Origin of the sequence: Halomonas sp. JS92-SW72, assembly GCF_003547075.1 — a bacterium.
Classification (GTDB): Bacteria; Pseudomonadota; Gammaproteobacteria; order Pseudomonadales; family Halomonadaceae; genus Halomonas; species Halomonas alkalicola.
In genome coordinates this window covers 1998834-2013084 of the sequence record NZ_CP032147.1, presented here as the reverse complement: position 1 = coordinate 2013084, position 14251 = coordinate 1998834, and the positions used below count along the sequence as shown (strand labels likewise).

Sequence of the window (14251 nt, the reverse complement as noted above, 5' to 3'; positions counted from 1 at the left end):
ACGAATGAAGGTGCTGATCATCGGCGGCGGTGGCCGCGAACATGCCCTGGCCTGGAAGGTCGCCCAGTCGCCCCTGGTGGCCCAGGTCTTCGTGGCGCCCGGCAATGCCGGAACCGCCCTGGAGGCCGGCCTGGCCAACGTCGACATCGCGGTGGATGACCTCGACGGCCTGGTGGCCTTTGCCCGGGACGAGGGCATCGACCTGACCATCGTCGGCCCCGAGGCGCCGCTGGTGGCCGGCGTGGTCAATCGCTTCCGCGAGGCGGGCCTGGCGATCTTCGGCCCCACGGCCGGCGCCGCCCAGCTCGAGGGCTCCAAATCCTTCACCAAGGACTTCCTGGCCCGCCACGCCATCCCCACCGCCGACTACCGCACCTTCACCGAAGTGGCGCCGGCGCTTGCGTACCTCGCCGAGCAGGGCGCCCCCATCGTCATCAAGGCCGACGGCCTGGCCGCCGGCAAGGGCGTGATCGTGGCCATGACCCTCGACGAGGCCGAGGCCGCGGTGCGCGACATGCTGGAGGCCAACGCCTTCGGCGACGCCGGCGCGCGGGTGGTGATCGAGGAGTTCCTCGACGGCGAGGAGGCCAGCTTCATCGTCATGGTGGACGGCGAGACCGTGCTGCCCATGGCCACCAGCCAGGACCACAAGCGGGTGGGCGAGGGCGACACCGGCCCCAACACCGGCGGCATGGGCGCCTACTCCCCGGCCCCCGTGGTCACCGACGAGGTGCATCGGCGCATCATGGAGCGGGTGATCCTGCCCACCGTGAAGGGCATGGCGGCCGAGGGGCACCCCTACACCGGCTTCCTCTACGCGGGGTTGATGATCGACGCCGAGGGCAACCCCAAGGTGATCGAGTACAACTGCCGCTTCGGTGACCCCGAGACCCAGCCGATCATGCTGCGCCTCGTGTCCGACCTCGCCGAGCTCTGCCTGGCCGGCGCCACCGGTGCGCTTGCCGGCAAGGCGTGCGACTGGGATCCCCGCGCCGCGGTGGGCGTGGTGCTGGCCGCCGGCGGCTATCCCGGCAGCTACCGCAAGGGCGATGTGATCGAGGGCATCGAGGCCGCCGAGGCCACCGGCTGCAAGGTCTTCCATGCCGGCACGGCGGAGCAGGACGGCCAGCTTGTCACCGCCGGCGGGCGGGTGCTCTGCGTCACCGCCCTGGGCGAGGGGGTCTCGGCCGCGGCCGAGCAGGCCTACCGCGGCGTCGACGCCATCCGCTGGGAAGGCGTGCTCTGCCGTCGCGACATCGCCTACCGGGCCATTGCCCGGGAGCGCGATCAGGCCTGAGGCCACCCCTACTCGCAAGCGCCCTCGACCACAACAAGAGCGATACAAGGAGGCAGGCATGGAGCGCGTCAGGCTCGAGTTTCCCGAGACGGCCATCGTGCACCGTCATCCGCTGACGGTGCGCGTCACCGACATGAACTACGGCCGCCATCTGGGTCATGACACCCTGGTGTCGCTGCTCCATGAGGCGAGAATCCAGGCCTTCGGTGCCCTGGGCCTCACCGAGTGGGACCTCGGCGGCTACCCGAGCGTGGTGGCGGACCTCGCCGTGCAGTACCAGTCCGAGGCGCGCTGGCCCGATGCCCTGATGGTGGAGACGGCGATCCCGACCCCCGCCGGGCGGGCGATCACCGTCTACCACCGCGTGCGCCACGCCGAGGGCGGCCGCCCCGTGGCCACCGCCCGGCTCAACGTGATGCTGGTCGACCCGGCCACCGGGCGCCCGGTGGCGGTGCCCGAGGCCGTGGTCGCGGCGCTTGCCGGAGCGGGGGGCGCCTGATGTCCCGCGAATATCCGATCATCGCCGTGACCGGCTCTTCCGGTGCCGGCACCACCACGGTCAAGCGTTCCTTCGAGCGCATGTTCGCCCGCGAGGACGTCCATGCCGCCGTGGTCGACGGCGACGCCTTCCATCGCTATACCCGGGAGGAGCTGGCGCGGATCTTCCGCGAGGAGCCCGAGCGCAAGGACGAGCTCTCCCACTTCGCCGTGGAGGCCAACCTGCTCGACGAGCTCGAGGCGCTGTTCCAGGAGTACGGCGAGCAGGGCAGCGGCACCTATCGCCACTATATCCACGCCGAGGACAAGCGGATGATCGAGGCCGGCTACCGGGTCGGCACCTTCACCGAGTGGCAGCCGCTGCCCTACGGCACCGACCTGCTCTTCTACGAGGGGCTCCACGGCGGCCTGGTGACGCCCGAGCACGACATCGCGCGCCATGTGGATCTGCTGGTGGGGGTGGCGCCCACCATCAACCTGGAGTGGATCCAGAAGATCGTGCGCGACACCAAGCTGCGCGGCCACTCCCAGGAGGCGGTGATCGACACCATCCTCGGGCGCATGGACGACTACGTGCGCTACATCCAGCCGCAGTTCTCGCGCACCCACATCAATTTCCAGCGAGTCCCCACGGTGGATACCTCCAACCCCTTCGAGGTGCAGGATATCCCCACCGATGCCGAGTCCTTCGCGGTGATCCGCTTCCGCGATCCCGCCACCGTGGACTTTCCCTACCTGCTGGCGATGATTCCGGATTCCTTCATGAGCCGTCCCCATACCCTGGTGGTGCCAGGGGCGCGGGTGTCGCTGGCCATGGAGCTGATCCTCGCGCCGCTGGTGCGCCACCTGCTGGCCCAGCGCCGCTTCCGCTGAGCCCCACCCTCCAGAGCCCCGACCAGGGAGAGACGCCATGGCCTGCCTGTTCTGCCGGATCGTCAACCGCGAGATCCCCGCCACCATCGTCTTCGAGGACGACGAGGTGCTGGCCTTCGAGGACATCGCTCCCCAGGCCCCGACCCACCTGCTGGTGATCCCCAAGCGCCATATCGCCACCCTCAACGACCTCGACGAGGGCGACCGCGCCCTGGTCGGCCGGCTGCCCATCGTGGCCGCCGGGCTGGCCCGCGAGCGGGGCTTCCATGAGGCGGGCTATCGGGTGGTGATGAACTGCAATGACGACGGCGGCCAGACGGTCTACCATATTCATATGCACCTGATGGGCGGTCGACGCTTCACTTGGCCGGCTGGCTAGCCGGCGCCCTGCGGGCAACCGCGCAAGCCCAGGCGTTCGACGCATCGGGTGCAGCTTCTTCCGACGCCACCGCCAGGTGGCGTCGGCCGTTTGGGGCGGTGCTGCAGGCGGCAGGGGCCCTCGGCTACAATGGGGCATCCATTCCGGACCGAGGCGCGACGAGGTCGTCATGAACCGCAAGCTCTCTCCCAGCGACAACCTGATCCACCAGTTCGATACCGTGCTGCGCACCCTGGTGCCCCATGCCGCCCAGGCGTCGCGGCCGTCACCGGCGACCCCCGAGGTGCAGGATGCGCCCATGGACGAGGAGGAGCGCCGCCATGCGGCCGGGCTGATGCGCATCAACCACACCGGCGAGGTGTGCGCCCAGGCGCTCTACCAGGGCCAGGGGCTGACCGCGAAGCTGCCCGATGTGCGTGACCAGATGGAGGAGGCGGCCAGGGAGGAGATCGACCACCTGGCCTGGTGCGACGAGCGGCTCGTCGAGCTGCACGACCGCCCCAGCCTGCTCAACCCGCTCTTCTATGCCGCCTCCTTCGGCATCGGCGCGGTGGCCGGGGCCGTGGGCGACCGTGTGAGCCTCGGCTTCGTGGCCGCCACCGAGGAGCAGGTGGGCCGCCATCTGGAGGACCACCTGGTGAAGCTGCCGGCGGGGGATCGGCGCTCCCGGGCGGTGCTGCGCCAGATGGCCATCGACGAGGCCCACCATGCCCAGCTCGCGCTGGAGGCCGGCGGCGCCCGCTTCCCCGCCCCGGTCAAGTTCGGCATGACGCTGATGTCCAAGGTAATGACCAAGAGCGTCTATCGGGTCTAGGCGCCGAGCGCCAGGTCAGCCGCTGTATACGGTCAGCCGCGCTATTCCTCGACGATGGTATACGAGTGCGTCACCTCGACGCCGCCCTTTACCAGCATGATGGAGGCGCTGCAGTACTTCTCCGCGGAGAGCTCCACGGCGCGCTGCACCTGCTTCTCCTTCAGCCCCTTGCCGGTGACGGTGAAGTGCACGTGGATCTTCGTGAAGACGCTGGGCACGTCATCGGCGCGCTCCGCCTCCAGGCTCGCCACGCAGTCGCTCACCGGGGCGCGGGACTTCTCGAGGATCTCCAGCACGTCGAAGGAGGTGCAGGCGCCCAGGCCCATCAGCAGCATCTCCATGGGGCGCGGGCCGGTGTTGCGGCCGCCGTGGTCTGGCGGGCCGTCGATCACCACGCTGTGGCCGCTGCCGCTTTCGGCAACGAACTGACGTCCATCGGTCCATTTCACGCTGGCTTTCATGGCAAGGGTTCCTTTTCGATTGTCGGTTAAGGATGGCTAGCATACAGGTGGATCGCAGCTGCCCATAACGAGAGGCGCCGGGGACAGGTCGGAGAGGGGGTCCTTCAGCCCCGCAGGCGCCGGTCGAGTTCGGCCAGCCGTTCGGGGGTGCCCACGTCGATCCACTCACCGCGATGGTGGTGGCCGCCCACCCGACCCGCGGCCATGGCGCGGCGCAGCAGCGGCGCCAGGGCGAAGGCGCCGGGGGGCTCGGCGGCCACCAGCGCGGGATGCATCAGGCTGATGCCGGCGAAGGTGAGGCGCGGCTCGCCCTCGGCGTGCACGCGGCCGGCGGCGTCCAGATGGAAGTCGCCGGTCGGGTGGTGGTCGGGATTGGTCACAAGCGCAAGGCACGCCAGGTCGTCGCCCAGGGCGGGCAGGTCGGCCGGGTCGAGGTCGCACCAGATGTCGCCGTTGACCAGCAGGAAGGGCGCCTCGCCGAGCAGCGGCAGCGCCTGGCGGATGCCGCCGCCGGTCTCCAGCGGCGCCCCCTCGCGACTCCAGGCGATCCGCACCCCGTACTCGGCGCCGTCGCCCAAGGCGGCCATGATCTGCTCGGCGCGGTAGCTCACGTTGATCACCACCTCGGTGATGCCCGCCACCCGCAGCCGCGCCAGGTGGTGGACGATCAGCGGCCGGCCGCCCACCGGCAGCAGCGGCTTGGGGCAGCGGTCGGTGAGTGGGCGCATGCGGGTGCCGAGCCCCGCGGCCAGGATCATCGCCTTCATGCCGCGCCCTCCAGGCGCGCCGCCAGGGCGGGGCGGAAGGTGTCGGCCAGCCAGGCCTTGACGTTGGCGTGTCCGTCGAGCCCTGCCAGGCTCTCCTCCAGATGGCCCAGGAAGTGGGGCAGGCGCTCAAGGTAACCGCTCTTGTGGTCGCGCAGGGTCAGCCGGCAGAAGATCCCCAGCACCTTCAGTGAGCGCTGGGCGGCCATGGCCTGGGCCTGGGCCAGGAAGGTGGCCGCCTCCACCCCGGCGGGCAGGCGGCCGTCGGCCTGGGCGCGGCGGCGGAAGGCCTCCACCCAGGTGGCGAAGCGGTCGGCGTCGAAGCGGCAGTAGCGCCCGCGCAGCAGCGAGATCAGGTCGTAGCTGAGCGGGCCGGCCACCGCGTCCTGGAAGTCGATCAGGTGCAGGGTGTCGCCGTGCACCATCAGGTTCATGGCGTCATAGTCGCGGTGCACCGTGACCACCGGCTGAGACAGGGCCGAGGCGATCAGCGCCTCGCGCAGGTCGCCCCACCCGGGCGGCGGCGCCAGATCCAGCCACTCGCCCAGGCACCACTCGGGGAAGAGATCGAGCTCGCGGCCCAGCAGGGCCCTGTCGAAGCGGGGCAGCTCGTCCGGGCCGGCGCGGTTCTGCAGCGCATGGATCAGGGCAATGGCCCGCTCGTGCCAGGCCAGGGTGGCGGCGTCGTCCTCGTGGCCGAAGCAGGCCTGCAGGGGGGTGTCGCCCAGGTCATCGAGCTCCAGGAAGCCGCGGGCGAGGTCCTCACCGTGAAGACGTGGCACCGGCAGGCCGGCGGCGGCCCAGCGCCGGGCGATGGCCACGAAGGGGTGGCTGTCCTCCTGCTCCGGCGGGGCGTCCATCAGCATGCGGGTGACGCCACCCGGCAGCGACAGCCGATAGTAGCGGCGAAAGCTGGCGTCGCCGGCGGCCAGGCGCAGGTCGATCTCTCCGGCCGGCAGGCCGTGGCGCTCGGCGGCCCACCGGCTGAGCAGCGCGAGGCGCGAGGGGGCGGCGTCGGACATGGTGGCTGGCTCCTGGGTGACGTGAAGGGTCCGGCGGCGGGTCGGTTGACGGCCGCGGGGGCTCGCCGCATGCTGGGCGCTGCGTGGTCCGCCGGCAGCACTGGCGCGGTGCGGCCTGTATAATACCGATTCACCCCGCCAAGGACATCGAGGAACATGGGCAAGCGACTCTCATGGACGGCCCTGGCCGGCCTGGCGACCCTGAGCCTGGCCGGCGCTCCCTATGCGGCGGCCTCGCCCGCCTCCCTGCCCGCCGAGTCGCTGGACTTCCGCCCCTGGGGCGATGACCGCCCCGCCGGCGCCCTGTGCCGCGGCGTCTACGTGATGCCCGACTACCGCCTTGCCGAGCCGCCGCCGGGGCGCGTGGCCAGCGAGTCGGACAGCGCCAGCTACGGCGAGGATGGCGAGACGATCCTGCGCGGCGAGGTGGTGCTGCGTCGCGACACCGCCCAGCTCGAGACCCCCCAGGTGCGAGTGCCCGGCAGCCGCGAGCGCGCCTTCGCCGAGGGTCCCCTGGCGCTGCGCGACCAGAACCTGCTGGTGCGCGGTGAGGCCGCCGAGCTGTCGCTGGTCAGCGATGCGGCGCGTATCGACAACGCCCACTACGTGGTCCACGACCGCCACCTGCGCGGCGATGCCCTGCAGCTGGAGCGCCTGGAGGATGGTCGCTACCGGCTCTCCTCGGCGAGCTTCACCACCTGCGACCCCGGCGACAACCTCTGGCGCCTGGTGGGGGGCGACGTGGTGCTCGACCGCGAGAGCGGCTTCGGCACCGCCCGCAATGCAAGGCTCGAGTTGGGGCGGGTGCCGGTCTTCTACTGGCCCTGGGTGCGCTTTCCCATCGACGATCGCCGCCACACCGGTTTCCTGTGGCCGGCCGTGGGGATCTCCAGCGATGCCGTGGACTACGCCCAGCCCTTCTACTGGAACATCGCGCCCAACCACGACGCCACCATCACGCCGCGCTGGATCACCGACCGCGGCCTGCTGCTGGGCGGCGAGTACCGCTACCTCTTCCCCAGCGATGCCGGCCAGATCGAGGGGGCCTTCCTCGGCAGCGACGACGGCGGGTCCAGCGACGACCCCAACGCCGCCTCGCGCCGCTACGAGGGCGAGGACCGCTGGTATATCGACTACCGCCACGCCGGCACCCTCAATCCGCGCAGCCGCTACCAGCTGCGCTACGGGGCGGCCAGCGACGGCCGCTACTTCGACGACTTCGGCAGCGACTTCGCCGAGCAGAACACCTCCGCCATGCCGCGCCTGGCCCAGATCGACTACCGCGGCGACGTCTGGCGCCTCGACGCCCGGGCCCAGGGCTTCCAGAAGCTGGACGACCCCCTGGCCGACCGCGACAAGCCCTTCTACCGGCTGCCGAGCCTCTCCGCCAGTGCGCGCTGGAACCAGGGAGGCTTCTACCAGCAGTGGGGCTCCAACTACACCTACTTCTGGCGCGACGTGGACGAGAACAGTATTCCCTTGGAGAGGGAGTCCGCCATCGGCTCGCGGCTGCACCTGACGCCGGCGATGGGCTGGCGCTTCGACGAGAGCTGGGGGCACCTGGAGCCGCGCCTGGAGTGGCTGGCCACCGCCTACGAGCTCGACTACGGCGAGCGCGAGACCGACCGCGACACCTCCCTGACCCGCGAGGTGCCGGTGGCCTCCCTCGACGGCGGCCTGGTCTTCGAGCGCGAGCTGGAGCTGGGGGGGAGCGGCTACCGCCAGACCCTGGAGCCCCGCGCCAACTACGCCTATGTGCCGGCCCGGGATCAGTCGGAGTTCCCCGACTTCGATACCAGCGAGCGCGCCTTCTCCTGGGGCCAGCTCTGGTCGCCCCATCGCTTCTCCGGCAGCGACCGCGTCGGCGACCTCAATCGCCTCTCGCTGGGGGTGGAGTCGCGGCTGCTGGAGGACGCCCGCGGCCGCGAGCGCGTCGCCGTGGGGGTCGGCCAGGCCTACTACTTCGAGGATCGCACCATCGACATGAATGGCGATCCCGACGTGATTCCCGACCCCGATCGGGACTTCCAGGGCTGGTACCGAGCCACCCGGGACCGCTCGCCGGTGGTGGCGCAGGCCGACTGGCAGATCACCGACCGCTGGCGCACCCGCTGGCAGTGGCTCTACGACGACAACTTCGAGCAGACCGAGCGCACCTCCCTCGACCTGCAGTACCGATCCCCGGCGGGCCATGCATTGAACCTCGGCTACCGCTGGGAGCTCCAAGGCTTCGATCCCTCGGCCGAGCCGGGCGACGACGAGTTCCGCGACTTCAACCGCGAGGAGTACGACCTGTCGTTCGCCTGGAAGGCCAACCACCGCGTCGACCTGATCGGCCGCTTCCTCTACGACCACACCAACGACCGCTCCCTGGAGCAGCTGGCGGGTGTGCAGTGGAACGACTGCTGCTATGGTCTGCAGCTGGTCTGGCGGGAGTGGGTCGACGACAACGACACGGCTCGGGTGGAGGACGACTTCACCGATCGCGGGATCTTCCTGCGCTTCGTGTTCAAGGGTCTCGGCGGCGTAGGCCGCGAGGCCGACAGCTACTTCGAGGAGGCCATCCCGGGCTATCGCTCCACCGCCTTCTGACCCGGGCGCCACCCGCCGTTGCCAAGTTCTAGAGAGGAAAGATGACACATAAGCAGACAGTGAGCCGCCGGCGCACCCCCCTGATGGCCGCCGGCCTGGCCCTGGCGCTGGGGCTGGCCGCCGTGCCGCTGAGCGTCCAGGCCCAGGAGTTCCAGTCGATCCAGCGCCAGTCGCTGGATCGCATCGTGGCGGTGGTCAACCAGGGCGCCATCATGGCGAGCGAACTGGAGGAGCGGGTGGCCCAGACCCGCAGCCAGCTCACCGCCCAGCAGATCGACCTGCCCCCGGAGCGGGTACTGCGCGAGCAGCTCCTCGAGCAGATGATCCTCGAGGAGATCCAGCTGCAGATGGCCCGCGAGGCCGGGCTCTCCATCGATGACACCGAGCTCAACCGCCAGGTGCGGGCCATCGCCGAGAGCAACGGCATGAGCCTTGAGCAGTTTGCCGACGCCCTGGAGGCCGACGGCCTGGCACTCGCCACCGTGCGCGAGGAGATCCGCCGCGAACTGGTGCTGCGCGAGCTGCAGCAGCGCCGGGTGGGCAGCCGGGTCAACCTCTCCGATCGGGAGGTGGAGCGTTTCATGGAGCAGGAGGGCGCCAGCCGCCAGCAGGCCCAGCAGGCACTCTTCCAGCGTCGCGCCAACGAGGAGCTGGAGGTCTGGCTGCAGGAGATCCGCTCCCAGGCCTTCGTCGACAACCGGCTCGACGGCCGCTGATGGCGCTGGCCGAGCCCCCGCTGCTGGCGCTGACCACCGGCGAGCCGGCCGGCATCGGCCCGGAGCTCGCCGTCATGCTGGCGGCCCAGTCACTGCCGGCGTCCCGGGTGGTCGCGGTGGGGGACCCGGGGCTTCTGGCCGAGCGCGCCGCCGGGCTTGGCATCGCCCTCGAGCCGCTCGAGCTCGCCCCCGGCCAGGCGGTGCCCGAGGCCGCTCCCGGGCGACTGCCGGTGTGGCCGGTGGCCCTGCGGGCGCCGTCCCTCCCCGGCGAGCTGGACGCGGCCAATGCCGCTTACGTGCTCGAGACCCTGGACGTGGCGATCGCCGCCTGTCGCGCCGGCCACGCCGCGGGGATGGTCACCGCGCCGCTGCACAAGGGGGTGATCCTCGATGCCGGCCACGTCGGCTTCACCGGTCACACCGAGTACCTGCGCGACGCCTGCGGGGTGGAGGAGGTGGTGATGATGCTCGCCACCGACCGCGCCCTGCACGCCACCCGGCCCGGCTGGCGGGGCTCGCCGGCGCTGCGGGTGGCGCTGGCCACCACCCATCTGCCGCTGCGCGAGGTGGCCGATGCCATCACCGCCGGGCGCCTCTCCCGGGTGCTGCGCATCCTCGATGCGGAGCTGAAGCGCTGGTATGGCCTCCCGGCGCCGCGCATCGCGGTGTGCGGGCTCAACCCCCACGCCGGCGAGGGTGGCCACCTGGGCCGCGAGGAGCTCGAGGTGATCGAGCCGGCGCTCGCGGCGCTGCGTGCCGAGGGGCTGCGGCTGGACGGCCCGCTCCCCGCCGATACCCTGTTCACGCCGCGTCACCTCGAGGGGGTCGACGCGGTGCTGGCCATGTATCATGACCAGGGCCTGCCGGTGCTCAAGTACGCCGGCTTCGGCAGCGCGGCCAATATCACCCTGGGGCTGCCCTTCGTGCGCACTTCGGTGGATCACGGCACCGCCCTGGATCTCGCCGGTACGGGGCGCGCCGACCCCGGCAGCCTGCGGGTGGCCGTGGCGCTGGCCGCCGAGATGGCCGGAAGTTCTTTTTAATACCAACGCGAGGGGCGCTGGGGGCAAGCCAAAGAGGAGGTCCTACGCCAGGGATGGCGTCGGTAGCGTACAAGGATGTATTGACAGCGCCTCCGGAAGGCCGGCCCCGCTTGCAGGCTTGCCGCCAGACCAGCCCCGCATTGAAGTCACTACCGCATCTAAGACAGATATAGAAGGACACCCCTGAATGTCATCTCGCCCCCCGGTTCACCGGGCCCGCAAGCGCTTCGGCCAGAACTTCCTGCGTGACCGCGGCATCATCTCGCGCATCGTGCGCGCCATCGGGCCGCGACCCGGCGAGCGCCTGGTGGAGATCGGCCCCGGCCAGGGCGCCCTCACCGAGCCGCTGCTGGAGGCCGCCGAGGGTCATCTCGAGGTGATCGAGCTCGACCGCGACCTGATCCCCGGGCTGCGGGTGCAGTTCTTCAACTACCCCGGCTTCGTGATCCACGAGGGCGACGCCCTCAAGTTCGACTTCCGTGCCCTGCGCGGCGAGGGCGAGCGGCTGCGGGTGGTGGGCAACCTGCCCTACAACATCTCCACCCCGCTGATCGCCCACCTGCTGCAGTCCGGCGATGCCATCGCCGACATGCACTTCATGCTGCAGAAGGAGGTGGTGGAGCGCCTGGCCGCCGAACCGGGCGGCCCCGACTGGGGGCGGCTCTCGGTGATGGCCCAATACCGCTGCCGGGTGGAGTCGCTGTTCGTGGTGCCGCCCGAGGCCTTCGTGCCCCGGCCCAAGGTGGACTCCGCCATCGTGCGCCTGACGCCCCATGCCGAGCTGCCCCATCCGGCTACCGACGAGGCGCTGCTCTTCACCCTGGTGCGCGAGGCCTTCGGCCAACGCCGCAAGACCCTGCGCAACAACCTCAAGGGGCGCATCTCGGCGGAGGCGCTCGAGGTGCTCGGCATCGATCCCGCCCGCCGCCCCCAGACCCTCACGGTGGAGGAGTTCGTGCGCATCGCCAACCACCTGGCCGCCAGCGGCGTCGAGGCGGGCGAGGAGGTGTCGACATGAGGCCGATGCTGCCCGAGGCCCTGCAGGGCCAGGTCAGGGTCGAGGTGGAGCCCGAATTCCGCGAGGAGGAGTCCGCACCGGCCGAGGGGCGCTACGTCTTCAGCTACACGGTGACGGTGCACAATGCCTCGCGCCACAGCATCCAGCTGATGGCCCGCCACTGGAAGATCACCCAGGGCAGCGGCAAGGTCCAGGAGGTGCGCGGCAAGGGGGTGGTGGGCCAGCAGCCGATGATCGGGCCGGGGCAGCAGTTCCGCTACACCAGCCGGGCGATCCTCGATGGCCCGGTGGGGGTGATGGAGGGCGACTATACCTGCGTGGATACCGCCTCCCAGCGCCCCTTCGAAGTGGCCATCGCCCCCTTCCGCCTGGCCGGTCCCAACCAGGTACACTGACATCCGCCGCGTCTGAACCGGAACACAGGGAGCGCCCATGACCACCTATGCCATCGGCGACCTCCAGGGCTGTCACGCCGAGTTCGTCGAGCTCCTCGAGGCCCTCGACTTCGATCCCCGCCGCGACCGACTGTGGCTGGCGGGCGATCTGGTCAACCGCGGCCCCGAGTCGCTGGCCTGCCTGCGCGAGGTAATGGCGCTGGGCGAGGCGGCCCGGGTGGTGCTCGGCAACCACGACCTGCACCTGCTCGCCGTGGCCCGCGGCGGCGCCGCCCTCAACCGCAAGGACACCCTGGACGCCATTCTCGCCGCGCCGGACCGCGAGGCGCTGCTGGACTGGCTGCAGTCGCGGCCGCTGCTGGTGCGCGATACCCTCGGGCAGGACACCCTGATGACCCACGCCGGCCTGCTGCCCCAGTGGTCGCTGGACCAGGCCGCCGGCCTGGCCCGGGAGGTCCAGGCCGTGCTCGGCGGCGAGTATGCCGGCGCCTTCCTCGAGCGCATGTACGGCAACGCCCCGGCGCTCTGGCGCGACGACCTCGATGGCGTCGACCGGCTGCGGGCCATCGTCAACGTCTTCACCCGCATGCGCTTCATCGATGCCGAGGGAAGGCTCGACTTCTCCGCCAAGGAGGGGCTCGACAGCGCCCCGCCGGGCTTCGCCCCCTGGTTCCAGTACCCCCGCGGCGACGACGCCCGGCTGCTGTTCGGCCACTGGGCGGCCCTTCAGGGGGCGACCCCGCACAGTCGCGTCGACGCCCAGGCCCTGGATACCGGCTGCGTGTGGGGCGGAGCGCTCACCGCCCTGGACCTCGAGAGCGGCGAGCGCACAAGCGTGCCCAGCCGGCGGCGCTGACGCCGGCGATACCCTTCAAGCCCTGACCACGAGAGGCCACCATGAGCTTCCAGCATCTCGATATCCCGACCCTGCAGGCCTGGCTCGACGAGGGCCGTGAGGCGGCACTGGTCGATATCCGCGACCCCATGAGCTACGCCCAGGGGCACATCCCCGGCAGCCGGCGCCTGGACAACGACAGCGTCGGCGCCTTCCTCGACGAGACCCCTGCCGAGCGGCCGGTGGTGGTGGTCTGCTATCACGGTCACTCCAGTCAGCAGGCTGCCGCCTGGCTGGCCGGCCAGGGGCTGTCCGAGGTCTACAGCCTCGACGGCGGCTTCACCGAGTGGCAGCTTCGCCACCCCGACCGCGTGGAGGCCTGAGCCATGGGCGTGACGCGGGACCCCGCCGTGGAGGGCCTCGAGGTCTTCTGCGTGGGCGGGGCGGTGCGCGATGCGCGTCTGGGCTGGCCGGTCTATGACCACGACTGGGTGGTGGTGGGGGCCACGCCGGAGGAGATGCGCCGCCGGGGCTTCAAGCCGGTGGGGCGCGACTTCCCGGTCTTCCTGCATCCCGAGACCCACGAGGAGTACGCCCTGGCGCGCACCGAGCGCAAGGCCGGCCACGGCTACACCGGCTTCGTGGTGCACGCCAGCCCCGAGGTGACCCTGGAGGAGGACCTGGCACGCCGCGATCTGACCCTCAACGCCATGGCCGAGAGCCCCGAGGGGGAGCTGATCGACCCCTACGGCGGCCTGGCCGACCTGGAGGCGCGAGTGCTGCGCCATGTCTCGCCGGCCTTCGTCGAGGACCCGCTGCGAGTGCTGCGGGCGGCGCGCTTCCTGGCCCGCTATGCCGGGCTCGGCTTCACCATCGCCGAGGAGACCCGGGCGCTGATGCGGGAGCTGGTGGCCAGCGGCGAGATCGGCCACCTGGTGGCCGAGCGGGTCTGGACCGAGACCGAGAAGGCGCTCGCCGAGCCCTGGCCGGAGGTCTACTTCCAGGCGCTGGAGGCGTGCGGTGCCCTGGCGGTGCTGATGCCGGAACTCGCCGCCGACTCCGAGGCGCTGGACGAGGCCCTGGGCAGGCTGCACTGCCTGCCGGAAGAGCTCGACGGCGAGGCGCTGGCGCGCTGGCGCTGGGCGCGGCTGGTGGAACACCTGGACGAGGCGGCGCGAAGCGCCTTGGCCGAACGGCTGCGCCTGCCCAGGGCCCATGCCGCCCTGGCTCGCCAGGCGGCGCTGACCCGGGAACTGTGCCGGGAGGCGCGCGAGGGGGTACTGCCGGGCCGGCGGATACTGGGCTGGCTGGATGCCATCGATGCCTGGCGGCGCGGCGAGCGGGTGGCCCCTCTGGTGAGCCTGGTGAGCCTCGAGGCGCCGGCGCTGGCCGACGACCTGGCGCTGGCCTGGCGGCTGGCGGCCCAGGTGCTGCCGACGACGCTGGTGGAGGAGGGCTTCCAGGGGCGAGCGCTGGGCGAGGAGCTGGCCCGCCGGCGGTGCGAGGTCATCGAGGCGGCGCTGGGGCCTCCCGCGTCCTGAGTC

The 14251-nt window shown here is 71.2% G+C and carries 16 protein-coding genes; 13 read left to right on the top strand and 3 right to left on the bottom strand.

The features are described from left to right. Positions 1–4: 4 nt before the first annotated feature. From purD to coq7, 5 genes are all read left to right on the top strand, one after another. A complete protein-coding gene (gene purD, locus D1793_RS09385; RefSeq protein WP_119021935.1) occupies positions 5–1297 on the top strand; it encodes a phosphoribosylamine--glycine ligase in 1293 nt (430 codons plus the stop codon). A gap of 58 nt (positions 1298–1355) precedes the next feature. Further along, positions 1356–1796: an acyl-CoA thioesterase gene (locus D1793_RS09380; RefSeq protein ID WP_119021934.1), complete on the top strand. Its 441-nt coding sequence runs from the start codon at positions 1356–1358 to the stop codon at positions 1794–1796. Further along, on the top strand, positions 1796–2668 hold the full coding sequence (locus D1793_RS09375) for a phosphoribulokinase (RefSeq protein ID WP_119021933.1): 873 nt from the start codon (positions 1796–1798) through the stop codon (positions 2666–2668). The genes D1793_RS09380 and D1793_RS09375 overlap by 1 nt, the downstream gene beginning before the upstream one ends. A gap of 37 nt (positions 2669–2705) precedes the next feature. After that, on the top strand, positions 2706–3047 hold the full coding sequence (locus tag D1793_RS09370) for a histidine triad nucleotide-binding protein (RefSeq protein ID WP_119021932.1): 342 nt from the start codon (positions 2706–2708) through the stop codon (positions 3045–3047). A gap of 169 nt (positions 3048–3216) precedes the next feature. After that, complete coding sequence (gene coq7, locus D1793_RS09365; protein ID WP_119021931.1) at positions 3217–3861, top strand: 2-polyprenyl-3-methyl-6-methoxy-1,4-benzoquinone monooxygenase; 645 nt, start codon at positions 3217–3219, stop codon at positions 3859–3861. 41 nt (positions 3862–3902) lie between these two features. Here the strand turns inward: coq7 and D1793_RS09360 are convergent, their stop codons facing one another. From D1793_RS09360 to D1793_RS09350, 3 genes are all read right to left on the bottom strand, one after another. Then, the gene (locus tag D1793_RS09360) at positions 3903–4322 is read right to left on the bottom strand and encodes an OsmC family protein (protein ID WP_119021930.1); all 420 of its coding nucleotides are present in this window, start codon (positions 4320–4322) and stop codon (positions 3903–3905) included. 104 nt (positions 4323–4426) lie between these two features. Then, the gene (murU, locus tag D1793_RS09355) at positions 4427–5089 is read right to left on the bottom strand and encodes an N-acetylmuramate alpha-1-phosphate uridylyltransferase MurU (RefSeq protein WP_119021929.1); all 663 of its coding nucleotides are present in this window, start codon (positions 5087–5089) and stop codon (positions 4427–4429) included. Continuing rightward, positions 5086–6108, bottom strand: coding sequence for a phosphotransferase (locus tag D1793_RS09350; RefSeq protein ID WP_119021928.1), 1023 nt, complete (start codon positions 6106–6108; stop codon positions 5086–5088). Before D1793_RS09350 ends, murU begins: the two co-directional genes overlap by 4 nt. Before the next feature lie 156 nt (positions 6109–6264). Between D1793_RS09350 and D1793_RS09345 the strand changes: the two genes are divergently transcribed. From D1793_RS09345 to D1793_RS09310, 8 genes are all read left to right on the top strand, one after another. After that, complete coding sequence (locus D1793_RS09345; protein WP_119021927.1) at positions 6265–8700, top strand: LPS-assembly protein LptD; 2436 nt, start codon at positions 6265–6267, stop codon at positions 8698–8700. 41 nt (positions 8701–8741) lie between these two features. Beyond that, positions 8742–9416 (top strand): SurA N-terminal domain-containing protein, encoded by a 675-nt coding sequence (locus tag D1793_RS09340; protein ID WP_119021926.1) that lies wholly within the window; start codon positions 8742–8744, stop codon positions 9414–9416. Next, entirely contained in the window at positions 9416–10459 is a 1044-nt protein-coding gene (gene pdxA / locus D1793_RS09335; RefSeq protein WP_119021925.1) for a 4-hydroxythreonine-4-phosphate dehydrogenase PdxA, read from the top strand. Before D1793_RS09340 ends, pdxA begins: the two co-directional genes overlap by 1 nt. A gap of 187 nt (positions 10460–10646) precedes the next feature. After that, positions 10647–11477, top strand: a complete 831-nt coding sequence (rsmA, locus tag D1793_RS09330; RefSeq protein ID WP_119021924.1) for a 16S rRNA (adenine(1518)-N(6)/adenine(1519)-N(6))-dimethyltransferase RsmA — start codon at positions 10647–10649, stop codon at positions 11475–11477. A 5-nt stretch (positions 11478–11482) separates the two neighbouring features. Then, positions 11483–11872 (top strand): Co2+/Mg2+ efflux protein ApaG, encoded by a 390-nt coding sequence (gene apaG / locus D1793_RS09325; RefSeq protein ID WP_205527677.1) that lies wholly within the window; start codon positions 11483–11485, stop codon positions 11870–11872. 37 nt (positions 11873–11909) lie between these two features. Then, a complete protein-coding gene (locus tag D1793_RS09320) occupies positions 11910–12728 on the top strand; it encodes a symmetrical bis(5'-nucleosyl)-tetraphosphatase (protein ID WP_119021923.1) in 819 nt (272 codons plus the stop codon). A 41-nt stretch (positions 12729–12769) separates the two neighbouring features. Then, the gene (gene glpE, locus D1793_RS09315) at positions 12770–13090 is read left to right on the top strand and encodes a thiosulfate sulfurtransferase GlpE (protein WP_119021922.1); all 321 of its coding nucleotides are present in this window, start codon (positions 12770–12772) and stop codon (positions 13088–13090) included. 3 nt (positions 13091–13093) lie between these two features. Further along, positions 13094–14248 (top strand): polynucleotide adenylyltransferase, encoded by a 1155-nt coding sequence (locus D1793_RS09310; RefSeq protein WP_119021921.1) that lies wholly within the window; start codon positions 13094–13096, stop codon positions 14246–14248. The last annotated feature ends 3 nt before the right edge of the window (positions 14249–14251 follow it).

What these genes read in the sequence shown, in the direction of transcription:
- purD (WP_119021935.1), top strand. Translation starts at nt 5, where the DNA reads ATGAAGGTGCTGATCATCGGCGGCGGTGGCCGCGAACATGCCCTGGCC.
- D1793_RS09380 (WP_119021934.1), top strand. Translation starts at nt 1,356, where the DNA reads ATGGAGCGCGTCAGGCTCGAGTTTCCCGAGACGGCCATCGTGCACCGT.
- D1793_RS09375 (WP_119021933.1), top strand. Translation starts at nt 1,796, where the DNA reads ATGTCCCGCGAATATCCGATCATCGCCGTGACCGGCTCTTCCGGTGCC.
- D1793_RS09370 (WP_119021932.1), top strand. Translation starts at nt 2,706, where the DNA reads ATGGCCTGCCTGTTCTGCCGGATCGTCAACCGCGAGATCCCCGCCACC.
- coq7 (WP_119021931.1), top strand. Translation starts at nt 3,217, where the DNA reads ATGAACCGCAAGCTCTCTCCCAGCGACAACCTGATCCACCAGTTCGAT.
- D1793_RS09360 (WP_119021930.1), bottom strand. Translation starts at nt 4,322, where the DNA reads ATGAAAGCCAGCGTGAAATGGACCGATGGACGTCAGTTCGTTGCCGAA.
- murU (WP_119021929.1), bottom strand. Translation starts at nt 5,089, where the DNA reads ATGAAGGCGATGATCCTGGCCGCGGGGCTCGGCACCCGCATGCGCCCA.
- D1793_RS09350 (WP_119021928.1), bottom strand. Translation starts at nt 6,108, where the DNA reads ATGTCCGACGCCGCCCCCTCGCGCCTCGCGCTGCTCAGCCGGTGGGCC.
- D1793_RS09345 (WP_119021927.1), top strand. Translation starts at nt 6,265, where the DNA reads ATGGGCAAGCGACTCTCATGGACGGCCCTGGCCGGCCTGGCGACCCTG.
- D1793_RS09340 (WP_119021926.1), top strand. Translation starts at nt 8,742, where the DNA reads ATGACACATAAGCAGACAGTGAGCCGCCGGCGCACCCCCCTGATGGCC.
- pdxA (WP_119021925.1), top strand. Translation starts at nt 9,416, where the DNA reads ATGGCGCTGGCCGAGCCCCCGCTGCTGGCGCTGACCACCGGCGAGCCG.
- rsmA (WP_119021924.1), top strand. Translation starts at nt 10,647, where the DNA reads ATGTCATCTCGCCCCCCGGTTCACCGGGCCCGCAAGCGCTTCGGCCAG.
- apaG (WP_205527677.1), top strand. Translation starts at nt 11,483, where the DNA reads ATGCTGCCCGAGGCCCTGCAGGGCCAGGTCAGGGTCGAGGTGGAGCCC.
- D1793_RS09320 (WP_119021923.1), top strand. Translation starts at nt 11,910, where the DNA reads ATGACCACCTATGCCATCGGCGACCTCCAGGGCTGTCACGCCGAGTTC.
- glpE (WP_119021922.1), top strand. Translation starts at nt 12,770, where the DNA reads ATGAGCTTCCAGCATCTCGATATCCCGACCCTGCAGGCCTGGCTCGAC.
- D1793_RS09310 (WP_119021921.1), top strand. Translation starts at nt 13,094, where the DNA reads ATGGGCGTGACGCGGGACCCCGCCGTGGAGGGCCTCGAGGTCTTCTGC.